Raw genomic sequence first — 14901 nt, forward strand, 5'->3', positions numbered from 1 at the left:
GAAGAAGACTGGATGCATGCATACTCTTCAACGGCCGCTCGAAGGCCGCGTCATTGCCGGCGTGTGCGCCGGGCTCGCTCGTCGTTTCGGCCTGCGGCCTCTCACTGTTCGTGTGCTGTTCCTGCTGTCGTGCCTGTTGCCTGGGCCGCAGTTCATTGCATACCTGGTGATGTGGATCGTCATTCCCTCGGAACAGCGGCGGCCCGCCGCCGTCTAGGGCTGCGAAGAGGGCACAGCGGCTCCCTTGGCTAGCGTGAGCGTGCCTTGCGACGTGCAGACTGTCAGCGAGACTTGGCGTACGCGACCAAGCTTGCGACGCAGCCCCTAGGGTCGTCGCGTACCCCAAGTCTCAGTAATTGGGGTCGCGCCGCTCCATGGAGAAGGGACTCTCATGACCTCTGCCGAGGACATCCTCGAACGGTTCGTGTCCGCGGTCGATTCGGAAGGGTTGGGTGTACGGCGTGCACATCCGTGTGGGCGACGAAACCGCATCCCACCGCTGGCGCAGCGACGACCGGGAGAACCTGTACTCGGTGTCGAAGGGGGTGTGCGCGCTCGCCACCGGAATGGCGATCGACGAGGGCCTCATCACCCTCGACCTCCGTGTCGACGACGTGTTCACAGACATCCCGTTCGGAGCCGGATCCGAACAGGTCACTCTGAGACATCTGCTCACGATGACCAGCGGGATCGACTTCCGGTGGTTCGGGCACGAGCCTGCCCCCTGGCCGGATCTGGCCGCCGAGATGCTCTCCCGCCCGTCCGCTGGCCGCCGATTCCAATACTCCGACGTGAGCACTTACGTGGCCATGAGGATGCTCGCGACAGTCGTCGGGGACGTTCGCGACTGGCTGCTGCCGCGGCTTTTCCAGCCGCTCGAGATCGACAACCCCCAGTGGCACCGTTGCCCACTCGGTTTCATCATCGGCGGCACCGGGCTTGAGCTTCGCACGGAAGAGCTGGCTCGCATCGGCCGCGTGCTCCTGGACCGAGGGACGTGGAATGGCCGTACCCTCGTTTCGCCTGAGTGGGTCGATTCCATGCACGCATCCTGGGTCTCCACGGGCAGCGCGCCTCCAATGGACCGCTACGGGATCGCGACCTGGGCCGGCCCTGGCGACGCTTGGCGATTCGAGGGGAGATACGGCCAATTCGTGGTCATCAACGGCAACGCCGTGGTCACCATCACAGGGCACGAAGAGTCACGCGAGGACCGGCTGTCGGAACTCGCCGCAGACCTCACGGCGTGATCTGAGCACCAGGCTGCAGTTACGGACTGGGGCCTCCTCAGTACTGGCTGACCCTTCCTGTCGGTGGCGCGCGTGAACATGACCCAAAAGGCCAACGTTTCCGGTCCGCCGTGGAGGTGCCAATCATGCCTGAGCCAAACCAACGAGAGACCGCCACCGATCCCGAAGCCCTCGGAAGGATGTTCCTCATCCGTGCGAACGCCGGTGACGTCGACGGCGTGGTCGCCTTGTATGAGCCAACGGCCGTCATCGAATCGCCGCCTGGGCAAACGTCGACGGGGAGCGCAGCAATCCGGCGACTGTACGAAAGATTGCTCGCGAACCGACCCCAGTTCAGCGGCGAGGTGCGCCAGGTACTCCTCCGCCATGGCGACCTTGCCCTGACCTCGACTCGGTTCCACGGCGGCGCCACGGCCGAGGTCGCGCGACGCCAAGCCGATGGAACCTGGCTCTGGATTTTGGACCAGCCGAACGTCGTCGGATAGCGACGGGTCTGTGGACCTCAGAGTGCAGCATCCGCTCGATGACACTCTTGGTGACGACCGAGGACGCCATTCGGTTCTCAGCCGGTACCGCCGCTACGAGCACGACACGAGGAACGACGTGAGTTCGTCCGGCCTGGAGATCATCGCCATGTGTCCTCCCGGCACCTCGTCGGCGTCGACTCCGAGCCGGTCGCGGATGACACGTCGCATGAATTCGGGAGGGAAGAACCGGTCCTCGGTGAAGACGACCGCTCGAGTCGGCACCTTCGGCAACTCAACCAGCGGCCACGGCTGGGACCCAGGGGTACTCGACTGACGGCGCTCGAACACCGACGCGTCCTCACGCTCCTCGATGTCGGAGTAGAACAGTTCACCGAAGTCCTCCGCCGCCGGCTGCCACCCCGTGTTCGCGAACCATTCCTCGCCACAACGACGCATCACGGGCAGCCTCCTCGCCGCGGTTGCAATCCTGCTGGCTCGGGAGGTGCCGCATGCCGCTCGACCGTAGGCAACCGAGGGCGATCCGGATCGACACCTTCCACGTCGTGCGACGGCAATAGGAAGGTCACCTGCCGGGTCGGTTCACCCGGCCTTTCGGGCGGCGGCGGCACGAGCGGAGTGCCAGAGGGTACGCGGGTTGTCGCGGTCGCCATGCAGCTCGAGCATCCGCGCCACGATGGCCGCTGGATCCACTTCGTCGCGCACGATGTCGCTGAAGTCGCGCAGATACTGACGCGTCTGCTCGATCGTTTCCGGCCCGTCCTCGTTTCCGGGCCGCTTGTGCCCGGCGACAACGATTCGTGGGTTGAGGGCAGCGATCGCCTCCAGGCTCGCCAGCCATTGGTCGCGCTCAGCCGGTCCCGTTTCCGCAGTCATGATGTGCACGGCGTTGTAGATCACGTCGCCGGCGACGACCGCGTCGATCGTTGGCACGTGCAGCACTGTGGAGAACTCGGTGTCTCCCTGCCCGACGCGGACAACGCGGAGTTCGGAGCCTTCCAGGTCGATCACGTCGTCTGCAAGAGGCTGCGGCAGAACCGGTCGATCGGGGACTTCGCCAGGGAAGATCGTCTGCCAATAGGTCGATACGGCTGGGTTGGTGCTCTCGAACTCTGCGCGAGCAACCACCTCCGGCGTTGCGACGCCCCGCGCCTCCGGAAACCTTTCGAGCAAACGAGCCAAGCCGATCCAGTGGTCGGCGTGCCCGTGCGTGGCGTAGATCGCGACGAGCTTCTTGCCGTGAGCCTCGATCCAATCGGAAAGCGCGTCGACCTGATCGAAGGTGACGAGGGTGTCGACCAAGACCGCCTCCGTCTCTCCCGAGATCAGAGTGGCACTCATCGGAGACCACATCGGTTCGTCGCCCTCGGCGGATGCGGGGGCGCCGGCGAATGGGCGCATCGGGGCGACGTAGACGTCGATCGACAGTGGAGTGGTCATCGTTTGTTCCTTCTTCTAGGCTATGCTGCATAACATATACCCTTGAGCATAGAATCGAAGCCATGACCGAGAAGGCCGCGACCAACCGCCGCAGATCTGCTGCGGTGCGGGACACGATGATCACGGGCGCCGAGCGTCTACTGGCTGGCGGCGGACCTGCGGCTGCGGCGATTCCGCGCGTCCTCGCGCTTACCGGAGCGCCTCGCGGTTCGATCTATCACTACTTTCCGGGCGGGAAAGACGAGCTGGTGGAGTGCGCGATCGAATTGTCCGACCGACGGATGCGCGAACTCCTCGCTGAGACCTCGCCCGCGACGCCGGTCGAGCTCGTGAACCGATGGTTCGACATCTGGGCTGCGGTGCTCACGCGATCGGATTTCGATGCCGGATGCGCAATCACCGCCGTCGTCGTCGCGGGTGAATCCACTGAGCCACGTGATCGCGCTGCTGCAGTCTTCGTCGGACAGGAGCAACTCCTCGTCGATACGCTGACCAGAGTCGGAGTGTCAAGAGCCGACGCCGAGCGTCTGGCGCCCATCATGATCGCGTCTGCAGAAGGTGCGGTGATCTTGGGCCGGGCAGAACGCAGCATCCGCCCGCTCGAGATGATGCGGGCATCCGTACTCGCGCAGCTTCCGGTCTCGTAGCGATCGTTGCGTCATTTCCACCGGAAATGCACGAATACCCGGCCGAAGTTCTTCGAGTCCTTTTCGACCCGGTGATACTGCGCCTTGATCTCCGGCTGGTCGAGGAAGCGCAGTACGCGCTTCTTCAGAGCGCCCGATCCCTTACGGGATGATCTCCACAAGCGGAGCCTTCTTCGCGACGGCCTCCGCGATGACCGCGCGGAGTGCGCGATCGATGTCGCCGCCCCGGTTGTAGATGTCGTGAAGGTCGAGCGTCAGCTTCATTCACTCATCCTGCATCGTGGCATCCCGGCAAACGCGACGAGAACCGGCAAGCAGGGTCAAATGGCCCGTCCGCGACCTTCCGACCTCAGCTCTCCGGGAGTTCCGTGGCAGTCGTCGGCGTCTCGTCGTGGCGCCAAGGCTCGACTGTCCTGGAGCCATACTCCTCAGGAGCGACGTCGGCGATCGACTCGGTGAATGTCCAGCGATAGCCGGCGAGGTCCGCGGCACTGTACTGTCGCTCGCCGTACATATGGTCGGTCGGCTCCTCGACGATGGCAGCGCCCGCCGCACGTGCACGCGCGCAGTGTGCCAGGGCATCCTCAACACGAACCATGATCCCTACCGGCCCTGGCTCGCCATGGCGTGGCGGATGCCGTGTACCGCTTGCCTCTGCGACGACGAACGCTCCGCCCCCGATACTCATCTGCGCGCGATGGCCGTTCCCGATGCGCACACGCTCGACCGCGCCGAACGCCGACGTCAGCCACGCCGCGGCTGCAGCCACATCGGGATAGGTGAGCACCGGGATGACTGTGACCGGCGGGATGGAACGATTGGCTTTCACGGTTGGCTTCTTTTGTCGGCTCTGGGCACTGCTCGTGCCGAGCGTAGTCCCGGGTCCGCTGGTAGCAGCCGTCTCTAGGAACGAAGGCTCTTCAGCCCTGTGCGGATTTCGTTGATCAGGATGTCGGGTTGCTCGAGCGCCGCGAAGTGCCCGCCTCTGTCGGCCTCGCCGTAGTGGATCAGGTCGTTGTAGGTCGATTCGATCCAGCTTCGCGGCAAGCGTGGAATGTCTCGGGGGAACACGGTCACTGCGACCGGAAGCGTGAGCTTCGGCCCCGCCATGGTGGCTGTCCGGTTCTCCCAGTAGATGCGGGCGGATGACGCGGCACTGTTGGTGAACCAGTAGAGCGATATCGCGTTCAGCATGTCATCGATCGCGAGCGCCTCTTCAGCGAGACCTCGATTGTCTGTCTTGGATTGGAACTTCTCGTAGATCCAGGCCGCTTGGCCGGCCGGGGAGTCGGCCAGTGCGAATCCGACCGTCTCCGGCTTCGTGCCCTGAATGTGATTCGATCCTCCGAGTTCGCCGGTGTAGCGGGCGAGCCCATCGACAGCGTATTGCTCTTCGGGAGACAACGTCTCGGGTATGCGTGGCGGAAAAGCGTAGGGAGTGTTCACGTGAATCCCGAGGAGGCCGTCTGGACGCATGGCCCCGAGCTCGGTGGTCACCACCGAACCCCAATCACCGCCCTGAGCGACCCATTTCCCGTAGCCAAGGCGCTTCATCAGCTCCGCCCATGCGGCGGCAATTCGGGAAACCGTCCAGCCCGTCTCGGTCGGCTTTCCCGAGAATCCGAATCCCGGAAGCGATGGGATGACCACGTCGAAGGAATCGTCGACGTCGCCTCCGAACGCGCCCGGGTCGGTGAGCGGACCGATCAGGCCCAGAAAGTCCGCGATCGTGCTCGGCCATCCGTGCGTCAAGATCAGCGGCAGCGCGCCCGGATTCTTGGACTTGACGTGAATGAAGTGGACATCGAGCCCATCGATCGTGGTCAAGAACTGAGGGAAGCGATTGAGCTCCGACTCGAATCGGCGCCAGTCGTACTGTCGCTCCCAGTACGTGACGAGCGACTTGGCGTTCTCCACACGGACCCCTTGTGACCAGTCCGCGACGGTTTCCGGAGCGGGCCAGCGAGTCCGGGCCAGCCGCTGTTTGAGTTCCGCGATCTCGGAGTCCGAAATAGCGACCCGGAATGGACGGACAAGGTCGGATGCTGCGGCGGTTGGTTCGGCCATGGCTTGGTTCTCCTGAACGGTTGCTATCGATGCCACGGATTGCACACTCGTGTGCAATGCACACGGATGTGCAGCGTACGCCCTTGCACATGTGTGTGCAACCATGGGGTTGTGCACAATGGCTCCGCGCGGAATCGCGCGATGAAGGACACGCGGGACCGCATTCTCGACGCCGCCCTCGAGGTACTCGGTTCCAGCCCCGACGCCGGCATGGCCGACATCGCCGCCGCAGGCGGGGTGGTTCGCCGTACCGTCTACGGCTACTTCCCGTCCCGCGCCGACCTCGTGCACGCACTTACGCAACGGGCGGTCGGCGAGATCGCGGCGGTGCTGACCGACGTCGACGTCTCCGATAGCGCTGCCGACGTGGTGTGGGCGGATTTCGTCGCGCACCTGTGGCCGGTGGCGCATCGTTACCGAGTGCTATTGGCGCTCCGACGCGGCGAGTACGGGGACGAGATCCACTCCCTGCTGGGGCCGGTTGACACGGCACTTGCCGACCTCGTGCAACGAGGTCAAGACAGCGAAACGTTCGGACGGCACCTGCCCGCCGACATTCTGAGCCAGCTCGCCCTCGCCGCCGTTTTCGCGGTAGCGGACAACGACATGTCGCGTGGGGCTCCCGGCGTGCGCGGGGCGTCGATGACGAGCCTGCTCATGCTGGGAGTGCCCGAATCACGCGCCAGAAGACTCGCGGATGCCACGACCGGTTGAGGAGGCCGGTCGCACGGCCGGTAGCGCCGACCTCATCGCGTCGCTTCTCCTTCTCGGCGTCACCTTCCTACTCGGGCTCGTGGGTGCCACCGCGATCTGGTTCGAAGCCGGCTCCTTCACTGAAAGCAGTGGACCATCGGTCCCAGCGATGTGCGCATTCGAGCAGGTAGTCGTGGTGGCCGTGCCGGTCGTTTCACTGGTCATCTTCGTCTGTGGCACGGTGTCCGTGGCCGACCGTCGACTGAGGCACCTCAGCGCCTCGCCTTCCGCGGCTATCGCAGTCGCAAGCGTTGCCCTCACGTGCGTTCTCGCGGGCTGGATCGTATACGCAGGTGCCGCAACCATGTGCCTTTCGTAACTCACTGGCGGGGATCAGGTTCGCCGGTAGACGGTCAGTATCTGCTCGGGCTGGTCGGTCACGTGGAACGACGTGTGCGTCATGAGCTGTTCGCCGCCAGACGGCGTGCGCACACGCTTGACTCCTGTCCGGCTCGATGCGATGTCGTAGCGTGGCCACCACGTGTCTGCTTCGACACTCGCGGTGCGGAGCTCGTGCTCGAGACGTTCGAAGCGCGGCGATCCTGGATGCTTGCCCGCGTTGGCTCGAAGCCGCGCGAGGAGCCCCTGCGCGACTATCGTCCAGTCCGGGAGGATTTCGCGTGCGATCGGCTCGAGGAAGACCCACCGAGCGAGGTTCGGATGAGGGCCGTCAAAGGCGCCGGCAAACAACACGGCTGCCGACTCGTTGAACGCGAGCAGGTCGTAGCTACTGCCGGTGATGTACGCAGGGTGGGGTTCGAGCATCCTGGGTACCTCTGCTACCTCCGGGGCGATGTACTCGACATCCGTGACGGGAACGGTGCCACCGGCAGCGATGGCCAGAAGATGCGCCCGCTCTGCCTCATCGAGCCGCAGCGCATTCGCGATTGCCGTCAGCACCTGATCGGAGGGGCGGACCTGCCTGCCCTGCTCGAGAAAGGTGTACCAGGTCGTGCTGATGCCGGCGAGCGTGGCCAGCTCCTCGCGGCGCAGCCCGGGAGTGCGTCGTCTGCCAGACCCGGGGAGGCCGACATCCGCAGGTGAGGTGCGTTCCCGTCGCGCTCGGAGGAACAAGCCGAGTTCGCGTCGCCGTTCACCAATCATCTCGGTCATCGTGCACCTCCTGGCAGCGCTGATACCAGCATAGGACCGCTATGGATACCACTCTGGAGGCCGCTCAGGCTAGGGGGATGAAGGCATGGACCCTTGACTCACTCGGAAGCCCACTCGAACTCGAAGAGGTGCCGGACCCGCAGCTCCGCAGCGGCGGAGCAGTCTTACGGATGCTCGCCGTGCAGGTACCGGCGTACACCCGGGCGCTGACCATGGGCGGCCGCGGCGGCATCGCGACACCAACGGTGCTGGGAATCGGCGGAATCGGACGAGTCGAGGCCGTCGCCGAGGACGTCCACACCGTGCGACCGGGCGAGCTCGCTCTGAGTACCGGTTTCCTCGCGACTGGACGCGTCGCCGAACCGGAGGAGGTGCTTCTTGGGTGGACCGGAATCGGCGGACGTGGGCATCCCTCGCCTGCCACCGACGGCATGCGGCGAGTATGGCGCACGGGCACGTTCGCGGAACGAGCGCTCATGCCGGCATCAACACTCGTCGCTCTCCCCGGCGCGGAGCGGTACCGTGACCTGGCCAGGCTCGCGTTCCTGCCCTGGCTGAGTATCGCGGCCGGGGCAGTGGAACGGAGCGGATTGAGACCCGGCGACCGCTTGGTCGTGGCAGGGGCCAGCGGGCAACTCGGCGGAGCGGCTGTGCTGCTCGCACTCGCCCGTGGAGCGGGCACCATCGCCGCGGTAGGGCGGAACGCAGGGAGCCTCGCCCGTCTGGCGGCCCTCGACGCCCGCGTCCGGCCGGTCCAGTCGGTGGGCGACCGCACGGAAGACGCCGCTGCTATTACGAAGGCACTCAATGGCGACGCCGACGTGACCATCGACGCACTCGGCCCCACGCCGAGCGCCGACCTCACGATGGCAGGATTCGACGTGCTTCGTCCCGACGGCACCATGGTGCTCCTCGGCGGGGTGCGCCAGACTCTTCCGATCCCGTACGGCGACCTGATGCGTCGCCGGATCACACTGCGCGGGTCCTGGATGACATCCAACGAATCAATATTCTCGGTCTGGCGCCAGATCGAGGCCGGCGTCTTAGACCTCGACCCGCTCGACGTGAGCACGGTCGGCCTCGATGACCCTGCCACTGCACTCGCACGCGCCGAGGCGACCAACGGGCTCAGCTTCTTAGCTTTGACGCCCTGACACACCCTCCGGCCTTCGTGCCAGGGTGCACTTCATCGGCAGACGCGAAAGCTGTGGCCATCCACGCTGACGATGTCACGGAGCTGAAGCTGCAATCGGACACCGTGGGCGCCCCTAGCGACGACGGTCAGCGGACGCTGCCGAAGAAGCTCCGCACATCGTTGACGAGCAATTGAGGGCGCTCCATCGCGGCGAAGTGACCGCCATCGTCGAAGTCGCTCCAGTGCGTGATGTTGAGACCTTGCTCGCCGTATCGTCGGATCGCGATGTCCTCGGCGAATGCCGCAACGCCCACCGGCACACTGGACCGTGACCTGCCCCAGTCGGGTTGGGCGTGCATGTTCTCGTAATACATCCGAGCGGACGAGGTCGCCGTGCGGGTAAGCCAGTAGAACATCACGTTTGTGAGGATCCGGTCAGGGCTCAACGCTTCGTCGATCGCGCCGTGCACCCAAGCGGCCATCCTGTCGACGATCCAGGTCAGCTGGCCAACAGGTGAGTCCGTCAGCGCGTAGCCGATCATCTGGGGACGACTGGCCTGGATGTTGAAGTACGCGTTTCCGCTCGCCATGAACTCTTTCAGCATGTCGAGCCGTCCCTTCTCCACGTCGGTGTAGGTGGCCAGCTCTGACTCGGGAACCTCGCCCCATGGGATGAAGCCGACGGTGGCCGCGTTGAGGTGAACTCCAGCCAGGTGGTCGGGATCGGCGTGAGCCAGTTCAGGTCCGATCAACGCGCCCATGTCACCGCCCTGCACGCCGTATCGCTCGTAGCCCAGGCGCTCCATGAGCACGGCGAACGCACGCGCCGTGCGCGCGGCATCCCATCCCTTGTCGTGAGTGGGTCCGGAGAAACCGAACCCGGGCAGCGAGGGGATCACCAGGTGGAACGCATCGCTCGCGTCGCCACCGTGCGCCGTCGGGTCGCAGAGCGGGCCGATCACGTCGAGGAATTCGGAGATCGAGCCGGGCCAGCCATGCAGAAGCAGCAGCGGCAACGCGCCCTTGTGCGGAGATCGGATGTGCAGGAAGTGGATTCGCTGACCGTCGATCGTGGTGAGGAACTGAGGGTAGTCGTTGAAGACCTTCTCCTGGTCACGCCAGTCGTAGCCGCTTTGCCAGTAGTCGACGAGACCACGGACGTACGCGAGCGGCACGCCGTAGTCCCACCCGCTGTCGGGCAGTTCATCGGGCCAGCGGGTCTGCTCGAGCCGACGGCGCAGGTCTTGCAGGTCGGATTCCGGGACATGCATCGTGAACGGCTCGATCACCGTCGTGTCTTCCGGCGCGGTTGCTCGGATATCGGACTGCGTGTCCGCGGTTGCAGCTTGTGGACTAAGGCTCTGGTCAGACATGGGACCTCCTCGGCATTTTTGACATCATGGTGTCACTGCTAGTCTGATCGCTATGACATCATGGTGTCAATACGAAATGGAGTTCGAATGCCGCGTACCGAGGCCGGCGAGGTCTTCACATCGTTCGTGGTCGAGGTGGCCATGCTTGGCCACTTCGTGACCGCTGCCGGTGAGAGGATCGCCGGGTCCGGCGGACAGACACTCGCGCGCTGGTTGGTGCTGGACGCGGTGGCCGAGCATCCGCAGACAGTCGCCCAAGTCGGCCGGCTACGCGGGATGGCCCGCCAACCGGTGCAGCGCGTTGCCGATCTGCTTGTCGACGAGGGACTTGCCGCCTTCAGCCACAACCCGCGGCATCGGCGTGCGAAGCTGCTCTCGCTGACGACCGGAGGGCGTCAGGTTCTGGACACGATTAATGCACGACAAGCAGCGTGGGCGAACGAACACGGTGACCGCCTCGGCATAGACCGGATCGAAAGCGCTCGCGCGCTCATCGCTGAACTGCGGCCGCTCGTCGAGATGCCATCGCCGTAATGGCGCTCCCAAGCATCCTTTGCTGGTGCTCATCCGACGGAGGACCGCCGGATCGGCTTTTCACGGGCACTCCGGGAATTCCCTCACCCGGGTGACAAGTACGACGCTTCAGAGGGCGCGGATGGTGTTGTTGCGAGGTGTGTGGGTGAGCTCGGCCCGACCGAGTTTCTCGAGCAGGGGTGGCAGGTACATTCCGAAACGGCCGCGGTATCCCTTGCGGAGCCCGTACCAGCCTCCGACCGGGTTGGACTCTGAGCGGCCCCAGGCTTCGACCGTGCCATCGGCGGCCGGCTTTAGTTCATCGGCAGCGCCGGGGGGTACCCAATCGCCTTGTTCGGTCAGCCACGCGTGCAGATCATCAATCGCGCGTGCCTGGTACTTCAGCTGGGTCGACCCGACCTGGCAGACGAGTTCATCGCCGTCGATATACATGACGTAGTTCGATGACCCAGGGGCTGTGGTGAGTTGCCACGGGTCGTCTTTGGTTCCTTCAGTCATTTCTCGTGCCCTTCTCTTCAGGGTGCGATGGGAGAAGAAGCGGCCCCGGCCACCCGACTCATGTCCTCCGGGCAGTGCCTACTTGCCCATGCGACTGACAGGCATCGCGCTCATGCGCCAAGCATCCCACCTAGCTACCGATTGGTGCAGAGGTCGCGAGAAATCACGCCCGGTACCCGCTCGGTTGGGAGTTCGTCAGCGCGATGTGGCAACCGGATTGCGCGCACGCCCCGCTGCAAGCCGGTGGGCTACCGACGCCCTTTCAGCCCTGTCGAGTGGGGGAGCTCGCCGGTAGCGTTGCACGATGGCGGCGTATCGGTCGAGAGTGCTCGCGTCTCAGCAGGATGATTTCCCGCGGTGGTACCAGGACGTCCTGGAGAAGGCGGAGTTGGCTGACAATGGCCCGGTCCGCGGCACGATGGTGATTCGACCGTATGCGTACGCGTTGTGGGAGCGGATGCAGGCCGAGCTTGACGCTCGCATCAAAGCAACCGGAGCCGAGAACGTATACCTGCCATTGTTCATCCCGCAGTCGTATCTGGCACGGGAGGCTGAACATATCGAGGGCTTCAGCCCGGAACTCGCCGTCGTCACCCACGCTGGCGGCAAGAAGCTGACGGAGCCTGTCGTCGTCCGCCCGACGAGCGAAACCATGTTCGGTGAGCTGATGTCCAAGTGGATCCAGTCGCATCGCGATCTCCCTCGGTTAGCGGATCCCTCATCGCGCTGGAGGTTCGAACGATGATCGCCGATACTGTCCTCCGGCGAGAATTCGCAAGGAGGACAGATGGCAATCAGCGCCGGAGCCTTAGTGGCGGTCTTCACAGCACTGTTCGTTGTCCTGGTCGTAGTGTTCCTGATCGCTCGGCGCAGGCGGTAGATCCCTCACACCAGGAACAGCGTCGCGCACAGCAGCGCGATCGCGACACCGAGGAGAGTCGCCCGCAGCGGGATGATCGACTCCCACCTGGCCTGCAGGGCGCGCGCGTCCGTGGGGATGTCGCCCGTGGACGCCGCGGCCGTGAGGACGTTGTTGATGGGCTTCGCGATCGTGGCGAAGAGCACCAGCCACACCAGCAGCAGCGCGAGACCCGTCGCCGCGAGGGCGCCGGCCAGAGGCGAGACGGCGAGGAAGGCGAGGACCACGGTCGCCGCGGTGGCGATCGTCCCACCGATCCCGATGACCGGGAACCGGCGATCGCCGTAGTAGTGTCCGCGGCCGACGACCCGGACCATCGTGCGGTCGTCGAGCTCGGCGTAGACCGCGCGTTGCACGACGGCGACGCTCATGTCGGTGCCGAAGATGACGGCGAGGCTAAGGATGGCGAGGACGGCGGTGACGCCGATGGCGATGGGCATTGCTTCTCCGATCGATGCATGCGAGACGTAGTGGTGATCTCGTGGTGACGTTGGTGCGCGTTAGCATCGCTAACTGTTAGCGCTGCTAATGTAGCCGCATGCCACGTTCAGCGCAAGACTCCGAGCGATTCGTCGAACGCGAGGCCCGCATCATCCGCACCACGCGAGAGATCGCGGAACGCGAGGGATGGCCGGCCGTGACCGTCCGTCGTCTCGCCGACGAGATCGGCGTCAGCCAGCCGATCCTGTACCGGCACTTCCGCGGCGGACGCGACGACATCGTCGCGCGCGTCGTCATGGAGGGATACGAGGATCTCGCGACGGCCATGGCGTCCGACGGCGACGGGCCGGACGCGCTCCCCGCGCTCATCGCGTCCTATCTCGAATTCGCCCGCGAGCAGCCGTCGACGTACGAGGCGATGGCCTCCGCGCGCAGCAGCATCGTTTTCGCCTCCGACGAGACCCCAGAAGTCCTCCGCCGCGGCTTCGAGATGCTCGCCCGCGCGGTCGGCGGAGTGGACGACAAAGACCGCGCGGTGCGCGCGGAACTCCTCTGGAGCACACTGCACGGCATCAGCCAGCTCGCCGCGCACGGCCGGTTGGACGCCGACCTGGACGACGTGCGGGAGGCCGCGGTCGCGGCGCTCTTCGGGCGTGACGCATCCACTTAATTCACCTATCGGCACATCCCGTCCTGACCCCGTCGCAGGGTGGAGGCAGGGTTCTGTACGGCCCAGCGCACAAGCCGGTTCTCGGCCCCACGGGCAACGACTCGATGCGGAGATACGTCACGGATCCGCCCCGCGCGCCCGGCATGTGCCGCGGAATCCGCCACCGCTCGGAACGTATAACCCGTATCGCTACATCGGCGCCATGTCGGCGAACCTGGAGAAATGGCCCTGGAAGGCGACGGTCACCGTGCGGGTGGGGCCGTTGCGGTGCTTGGCGACGATGAGGTCGGCCTCGCCAGCGCGGGGGTTGTCCTTCTCGTATGCGCTCTCACGGTGGAGCAGGATCACCACGTCGGCATCCTGCTCGATCGATCCCGACTCACGCAGGTCGGCCAGGGCGGGCAGCTTGTCGGCACGCTGCTCGGGGCCACGGTTCAGCTGGGAGAGCGCGACGACGGGAACCTGGAGCTCCTTGGCCAGCAGCTTCAGGGCTCGGGAGAACTCGCTGACCTCCTGCTGGCGGCTCTCGACGCGCTTGCCACTCGTCATCAGCTGCAGGTAGTCGATGACGACCATCTTGAGCCCCACGCGCTGCTTGAGGCGCCGGCACTTCGCACGGATCTCCACGAGCGTCATGTTGGGGCTGTCGTCGATATAGAGCGGAGCGTCGTTGATGCGCCCACGAGTCGCGGCGATCGTCGTCCAGTCGCGCTGGTCGACGGTGCCCTTGCGCATGTTCTGCAGCGGAACGCCTGCCTCTGCCGACAGCAAACGCATGGCGATCTCACTGCGGCCCATCTCCAGCGAGAAGAAGATGGTCGCCATGTCGTTCTTGATCGCGGCGGCTCTGGCGAAGTCCAGGGCGAGCGTGGACTTACCGAGGGCAGGGCGGGCCGCGACGATGATCATCTGACCCGGGTGCAAGCCGTTGGTCAGATCGTCGAGGTCGGCGAACCCGGTGGGCACGCCGGTCATCGTGCCGTCCTTGTGCTTTGCCGCCTCGATCTCGTCGATGGCCGCGGTGACGGCATCCGTCAGCGGGATGTAGTCCTCACTGTCGGTCGACCCGGTTACGGAGTAGATCTCAGCCTGGGCCTCGTTGACGAGGTCGAGCACTTCGCCCTCACCCGAGTACCCCATCTGCGTGATGCGCGTGCCGGCCTCGACCAGGCGGCGCAAGAGTGCGCGCTCCGCGACGATCTCGCCGTAGTAGCCCGCGTTCGCCGCGGTCGGCACCAGGCTCGTCAGGGTGTGCAGGTATTCAGGGCCGCCCGCGCGACTGAGCTCGCCCGTCTTGGTGAGCTCGTCGGTGACGGCGATGACGTCGGTCGGCTCTCCGCGCGAATAGAGCGAGAGGATCGCGTCGAAGATCACCTCGTGCTTCGGGATGTAGAAGTCGCCGCCGCGTACGGTCTCGACGACGTCTGCCACGGCATCCTTGCTCAGCAGCATGCCTCCGAGGGCGCTCTGCTCCGCAAGCAGGTCGTGCGGAGGGGTGCGTTCGGTCGATCGTCCTTCGGGCGCTGTGCGGCCGTCTGCCAGGCCCAGGTGAGCGATCGACACGAGACCTCCTCTT

Annotated in this window: 21 protein-coding genes; 10 read left to right on the forward strand and 11 right to left on the reverse strand. The window is 65.2% G+C overall.

Annotated elements, in window-relative coordinates; translation table 11 throughout:
• Positions 1–16: 16 nt before the first annotated feature.
• The 3 genes from ACO2Q7_RS10390 to ACO2Q7_RS10400 all read left to right on the forward strand — a co-directional run bounded on the left by ACO2Q7_RS10390 (position 17) and on the right by ACO2Q7_RS10400 (position 1735).
• Positions 17–217: a PspC domain-containing protein gene (locus tag ACO2Q7_RS10390; protein ID WP_423355533.1), complete on the forward strand. Its 201-nt coding sequence runs from the start codon at positions 17–19 to the stop codon at positions 215–217.
• A gap of 235 nt (positions 218–452) precedes the next feature.
• On the forward strand, positions 453–1250 hold the full coding sequence (locus ACO2Q7_RS10395) for a serine hydrolase domain-containing protein (RefSeq protein WP_423355534.1): 798 nt from the start codon (positions 453–455) through the stop codon (positions 1248–1250).
• 125 nt (positions 1251–1375) lie between these two features.
• Positions 1376–1735, forward strand: coding sequence for a YybH family protein (locus tag ACO2Q7_RS10400; protein WP_423355535.1), 360 nt, complete (start codon positions 1376–1378; stop codon positions 1733–1735).
• 93 nt (positions 1736–1828) lie between these two features.
• On the opposite strand, the gene ACO2Q7_RS10405 is transcribed toward ACO2Q7_RS10400, so the two are convergent.
• Entirely contained in the window at positions 1829–2293 is a 465-nt protein-coding gene (locus ACO2Q7_RS10405) for an alpha/beta fold hydrolase (protein ID WP_423356005.1), read from the reverse strand.
• 24 nt (positions 2294–2317) lie between these two features.
• Entirely contained in the window at positions 2318–3175 is an 858-nt protein-coding gene (locus ACO2Q7_RS10410) for an MBL fold metallo-hydrolase (RefSeq protein WP_423355536.1), read from the reverse strand.
• Positions 3176–3237: 62 nt separating this feature from the next.
• Between ACO2Q7_RS10410 and ACO2Q7_RS10415 the strand changes: the two genes are divergently transcribed.
• Positions 3238–3822: a TetR/AcrR family transcriptional regulator gene (locus ACO2Q7_RS10415; protein ID WP_423355537.1), complete on the forward strand. Its 585-nt coding sequence runs from the start codon at positions 3238–3240 to the stop codon at positions 3820–3822.
• A gap of 11 nt (positions 3823–3833) precedes the next feature.
• Here ACO2Q7_RS10415 and ACO2Q7_RS10420 read toward each other — a convergent pair whose 3' ends face one another.
• The 4 genes from ACO2Q7_RS10420 to ACO2Q7_RS10435 form a co-directional block, all read right to left on the reverse strand.
• Positions 3834–3983: a Smr/MutS family protein gene (locus ACO2Q7_RS10420; protein WP_423355538.1), complete on the reverse strand. Its 150-nt coding sequence runs from the start codon at positions 3981–3983 to the stop codon at positions 3834–3836.
• On the reverse strand, positions 3964–4086 hold the full coding sequence (locus ACO2Q7_RS10425; RefSeq protein ID WP_423355539.1) for a hypothetical protein: 123 nt from the start codon (positions 4084–4086) through the stop codon (positions 3964–3966). Before ACO2Q7_RS10425 ends, ACO2Q7_RS10420 begins: the two co-directional genes overlap by 20 nt.
• An 85-nt stretch (positions 4087–4171) precedes the next feature.
• Positions 4172–4651: a VOC family protein gene (locus tag ACO2Q7_RS10430; RefSeq protein ID WP_423355540.1), complete on the reverse strand. Its 480-nt coding sequence runs from the start codon at positions 4649–4651 to the stop codon at positions 4172–4174.
• Positions 4652–4725: 74 nt separating this feature from the next.
• On the reverse strand, positions 4726–5889 hold the full coding sequence (locus ACO2Q7_RS10435) for an epoxide hydrolase family protein (RefSeq protein ID WP_423355541.1): 1164 nt from the start codon (positions 5887–5889) through the stop codon (positions 4726–4728).
• A 141-nt stretch (positions 5890–6030) separates the two neighbouring features.
• On the opposite strand from ACO2Q7_RS10435, the gene ACO2Q7_RS10440 reads away from it, so the two are divergent.
• Both ACO2Q7_RS10440 and ACO2Q7_RS10445 read left to right on the forward strand, forming a co-directional pair.
• Positions 6031–6603, forward strand: coding sequence for a TetR/AcrR family transcriptional regulator (locus ACO2Q7_RS10440; RefSeq protein ID WP_423355542.1), 573 nt, complete (start codon positions 6031–6033; stop codon positions 6601–6603).
• Positions 6587–6961, forward strand: coding sequence for a hypothetical protein (locus ACO2Q7_RS10445; RefSeq protein ID WP_423355543.1), 375 nt, complete (start codon positions 6587–6589; stop codon positions 6959–6961). Before ACO2Q7_RS10440 ends, ACO2Q7_RS10445 begins: the two co-directional genes overlap by 17 nt.
• Positions 6962–6975: 14 nt before the next feature.
• Here ACO2Q7_RS10445 and ACO2Q7_RS10450 read toward each other — a convergent pair whose 3' ends face one another.
• Entirely contained in the window at positions 6976–7755 is a 780-nt protein-coding gene (locus ACO2Q7_RS10450; protein ID WP_423355544.1) for a helix-turn-helix transcriptional regulator, read from the reverse strand.
• Between the two features lie 77 nt (positions 7756–7832).
• Between ACO2Q7_RS10450 and ACO2Q7_RS10455 the strand changes: the two genes are divergently transcribed.
• A complete protein-coding gene (locus tag ACO2Q7_RS10455; protein ID WP_423355545.1) occupies positions 7833–8909 on the forward strand; it encodes a zinc-binding dehydrogenase in 1077 nt (358 codons plus the stop codon).
• 127 nt (positions 8910–9036) lie between these two features.
• Here the strand turns inward: ACO2Q7_RS10455 and ACO2Q7_RS10460 are convergent, their stop codons facing one another.
• On the reverse strand, positions 9037–10263 hold the full coding sequence (locus ACO2Q7_RS10460) for an alpha/beta fold hydrolase (protein WP_423355546.1): 1227 nt from the start codon (positions 10261–10263) through the stop codon (positions 9037–9039).
• Positions 10264–10350: 87 nt separating this feature from the next.
• On the opposite strand from ACO2Q7_RS10460, the gene ACO2Q7_RS10465 reads away from it, so the two are divergent.
• Positions 10351–10797 (forward strand): MarR family winged helix-turn-helix transcriptional regulator, encoded by a 447-nt coding sequence (locus ACO2Q7_RS10465; RefSeq protein WP_423355547.1) that lies wholly within the window; start codon positions 10351–10353, stop codon positions 10795–10797.
• A 108-nt stretch (positions 10798–10905) separates the two neighbouring features.
• Here the strand turns inward: ACO2Q7_RS10465 and ACO2Q7_RS10470 are convergent, their stop codons facing one another.
• Positions 10906–11295 (reverse strand): DUF6855 family protein, encoded by a 390-nt coding sequence (locus ACO2Q7_RS10470; protein ID WP_423355548.1) that lies wholly within the window; start codon positions 11293–11295, stop codon positions 10906–10908.
• Positions 11296–11599: 304 nt separating this feature from the next.
• Here ACO2Q7_RS10470 and ACO2Q7_RS10475 point away from each other — a divergent pair, with 304 nt between their 5' ends.
• Positions 11600–12040, forward strand: coding sequence for a hypothetical protein (locus ACO2Q7_RS10475; protein ID WP_423355549.1), 441 nt, complete (start codon positions 11600–11602; stop codon positions 12038–12040).
• A 140-nt stretch (positions 12041–12180) separates the two neighbouring features.
• Here the strand turns inward: ACO2Q7_RS10475 and ACO2Q7_RS10480 are convergent, their stop codons facing one another.
• The gene (locus ACO2Q7_RS10480; protein WP_423355550.1) at positions 12181–12654 is read right to left on the reverse strand and encodes a DUF1772 domain-containing protein; all 474 of its coding nucleotides are present in this window, start codon (positions 12652–12654) and stop codon (positions 12181–12183) included.
• A gap of 98 nt (positions 12655–12752) precedes the next feature.
• On the opposite strand from ACO2Q7_RS10480, the gene ACO2Q7_RS10485 reads away from it, so the two are divergent.
• Complete coding sequence (locus ACO2Q7_RS10485; RefSeq protein ID WP_423355551.1) at positions 12753–13325, forward strand: TetR/AcrR family transcriptional regulator; 573 nt, start codon at positions 12753–12755, stop codon at positions 13323–13325.
• Positions 13326–13514: 189 nt separating this feature from the next.
• On the opposite strand, the gene dnaB is transcribed toward ACO2Q7_RS10485, so the two are convergent.
• Positions 13515–14888: a replicative DNA helicase gene (dnaB, locus tag ACO2Q7_RS10490; protein ID WP_423355552.1), complete on the reverse strand. Its 1374-nt coding sequence runs from the start codon at positions 14886–14888 to the stop codon at positions 13515–13517.
• Positions 14889–14901 lie beyond the last annotated feature (13 nt).

This window comes from Rathayibacter sp. KR2-224 (assembly GCF_049446075.1).
Classification (GTDB): Bacteria; Actinomycetota; Actinomycetes; order Actinomycetales; family Microbacteriaceae; genus Humibacter.

Bases quoted from the DNA above. Each gene is read 5' to 3' on its own strand.
- ACO2Q7_RS10390 (WP_423355533.1), top strand. From the start codon at position 17: ATGCATACTCTTCAACGGCCGCTCGAAGGCCGCGTCATTGCCGGCGTG.
- ACO2Q7_RS10400 (WP_423355535.1), top strand. From the start codon at position 1,376: ATGCCTGAGCCAAACCAACGAGAGACCGCCACCGATCCCGAAGCCCTC.
- ACO2Q7_RS10410 (WP_423355536.1), bottom strand. From the start codon at position 3,175: ATGACCACTCCACTGTCGATCGACGTCTACGTCGCCCCGATGCGCCCA.
- ACO2Q7_RS10415 (WP_423355537.1), top strand. From the start codon at position 3,238: ATGACCGAGAAGGCCGCGACCAACCGCCGCAGATCTGCTGCGGTGCGG.
- ACO2Q7_RS10425 (WP_423355539.1), bottom strand. From the start codon at position 4,086: ATGAAGCTGACGCTCGACCTTCACGACATCTACAACCGGGGCGGCGAC.
- ACO2Q7_RS10435 (WP_423355541.1), bottom strand. From the start codon at position 5,889: ATGGCCGAACCAACCGCCGCAGCATCCGACCTTGTCCGTCCATTCCGG.
- ACO2Q7_RS10440 (WP_423355542.1), top strand. From the start codon at position 6,031: ATGAAGGACACGCGGGACCGCATTCTCGACGCCGCCCTCGAGGTACTC.
- ACO2Q7_RS10445 (WP_423355543.1), top strand. From the start codon at position 6,587: ATGCCACGACCGGTTGAGGAGGCCGGTCGCACGGCCGGTAGCGCCGAC.
- ACO2Q7_RS10450 (WP_423355544.1), bottom strand. From the start codon at position 7,755: ATGACCGAGATGATTGGTGAACGGCGACGCGAACTCGGCTTGTTCCTC.
- ACO2Q7_RS10455 (WP_423355545.1), top strand. From the start codon at position 7,833: ATGAAGGCATGGACCCTTGACTCACTCGGAAGCCCACTCGAACTCGAA.
- ACO2Q7_RS10460 (WP_423355546.1), bottom strand. From the start codon at position 10,263: ATGTCTGACCAGAGCCTTAGTCCACAAGCTGCAACCGCGGACACGCAG.
- ACO2Q7_RS10465 (WP_423355547.1), top strand. From the start codon at position 10,351: ATGCCGCGTACCGAGGCCGGCGAGGTCTTCACATCGTTCGTGGTCGAG.
- ACO2Q7_RS10470 (WP_423355548.1), bottom strand. From the start codon at position 11,295: ATGACTGAAGGAACCAAAGACGACCCGTGGCAACTCACCACAGCCCCT.
- ACO2Q7_RS10475 (WP_423355549.1), top strand. From the start codon at position 11,600: ATGGCGGCGTATCGGTCGAGAGTGCTCGCGTCTCAGCAGGATGATTTC.
- ACO2Q7_RS10480 (WP_423355550.1), bottom strand. From the start codon at position 12,654: ATGCCCATCGCCATCGGCGTCACCGCCGTCCTCGCCATCCTTAGCCTC.
- ACO2Q7_RS10485 (WP_423355551.1), top strand. From the start codon at position 12,753: ATGCCACGTTCAGCGCAAGACTCCGAGCGATTCGTCGAACGCGAGGCC.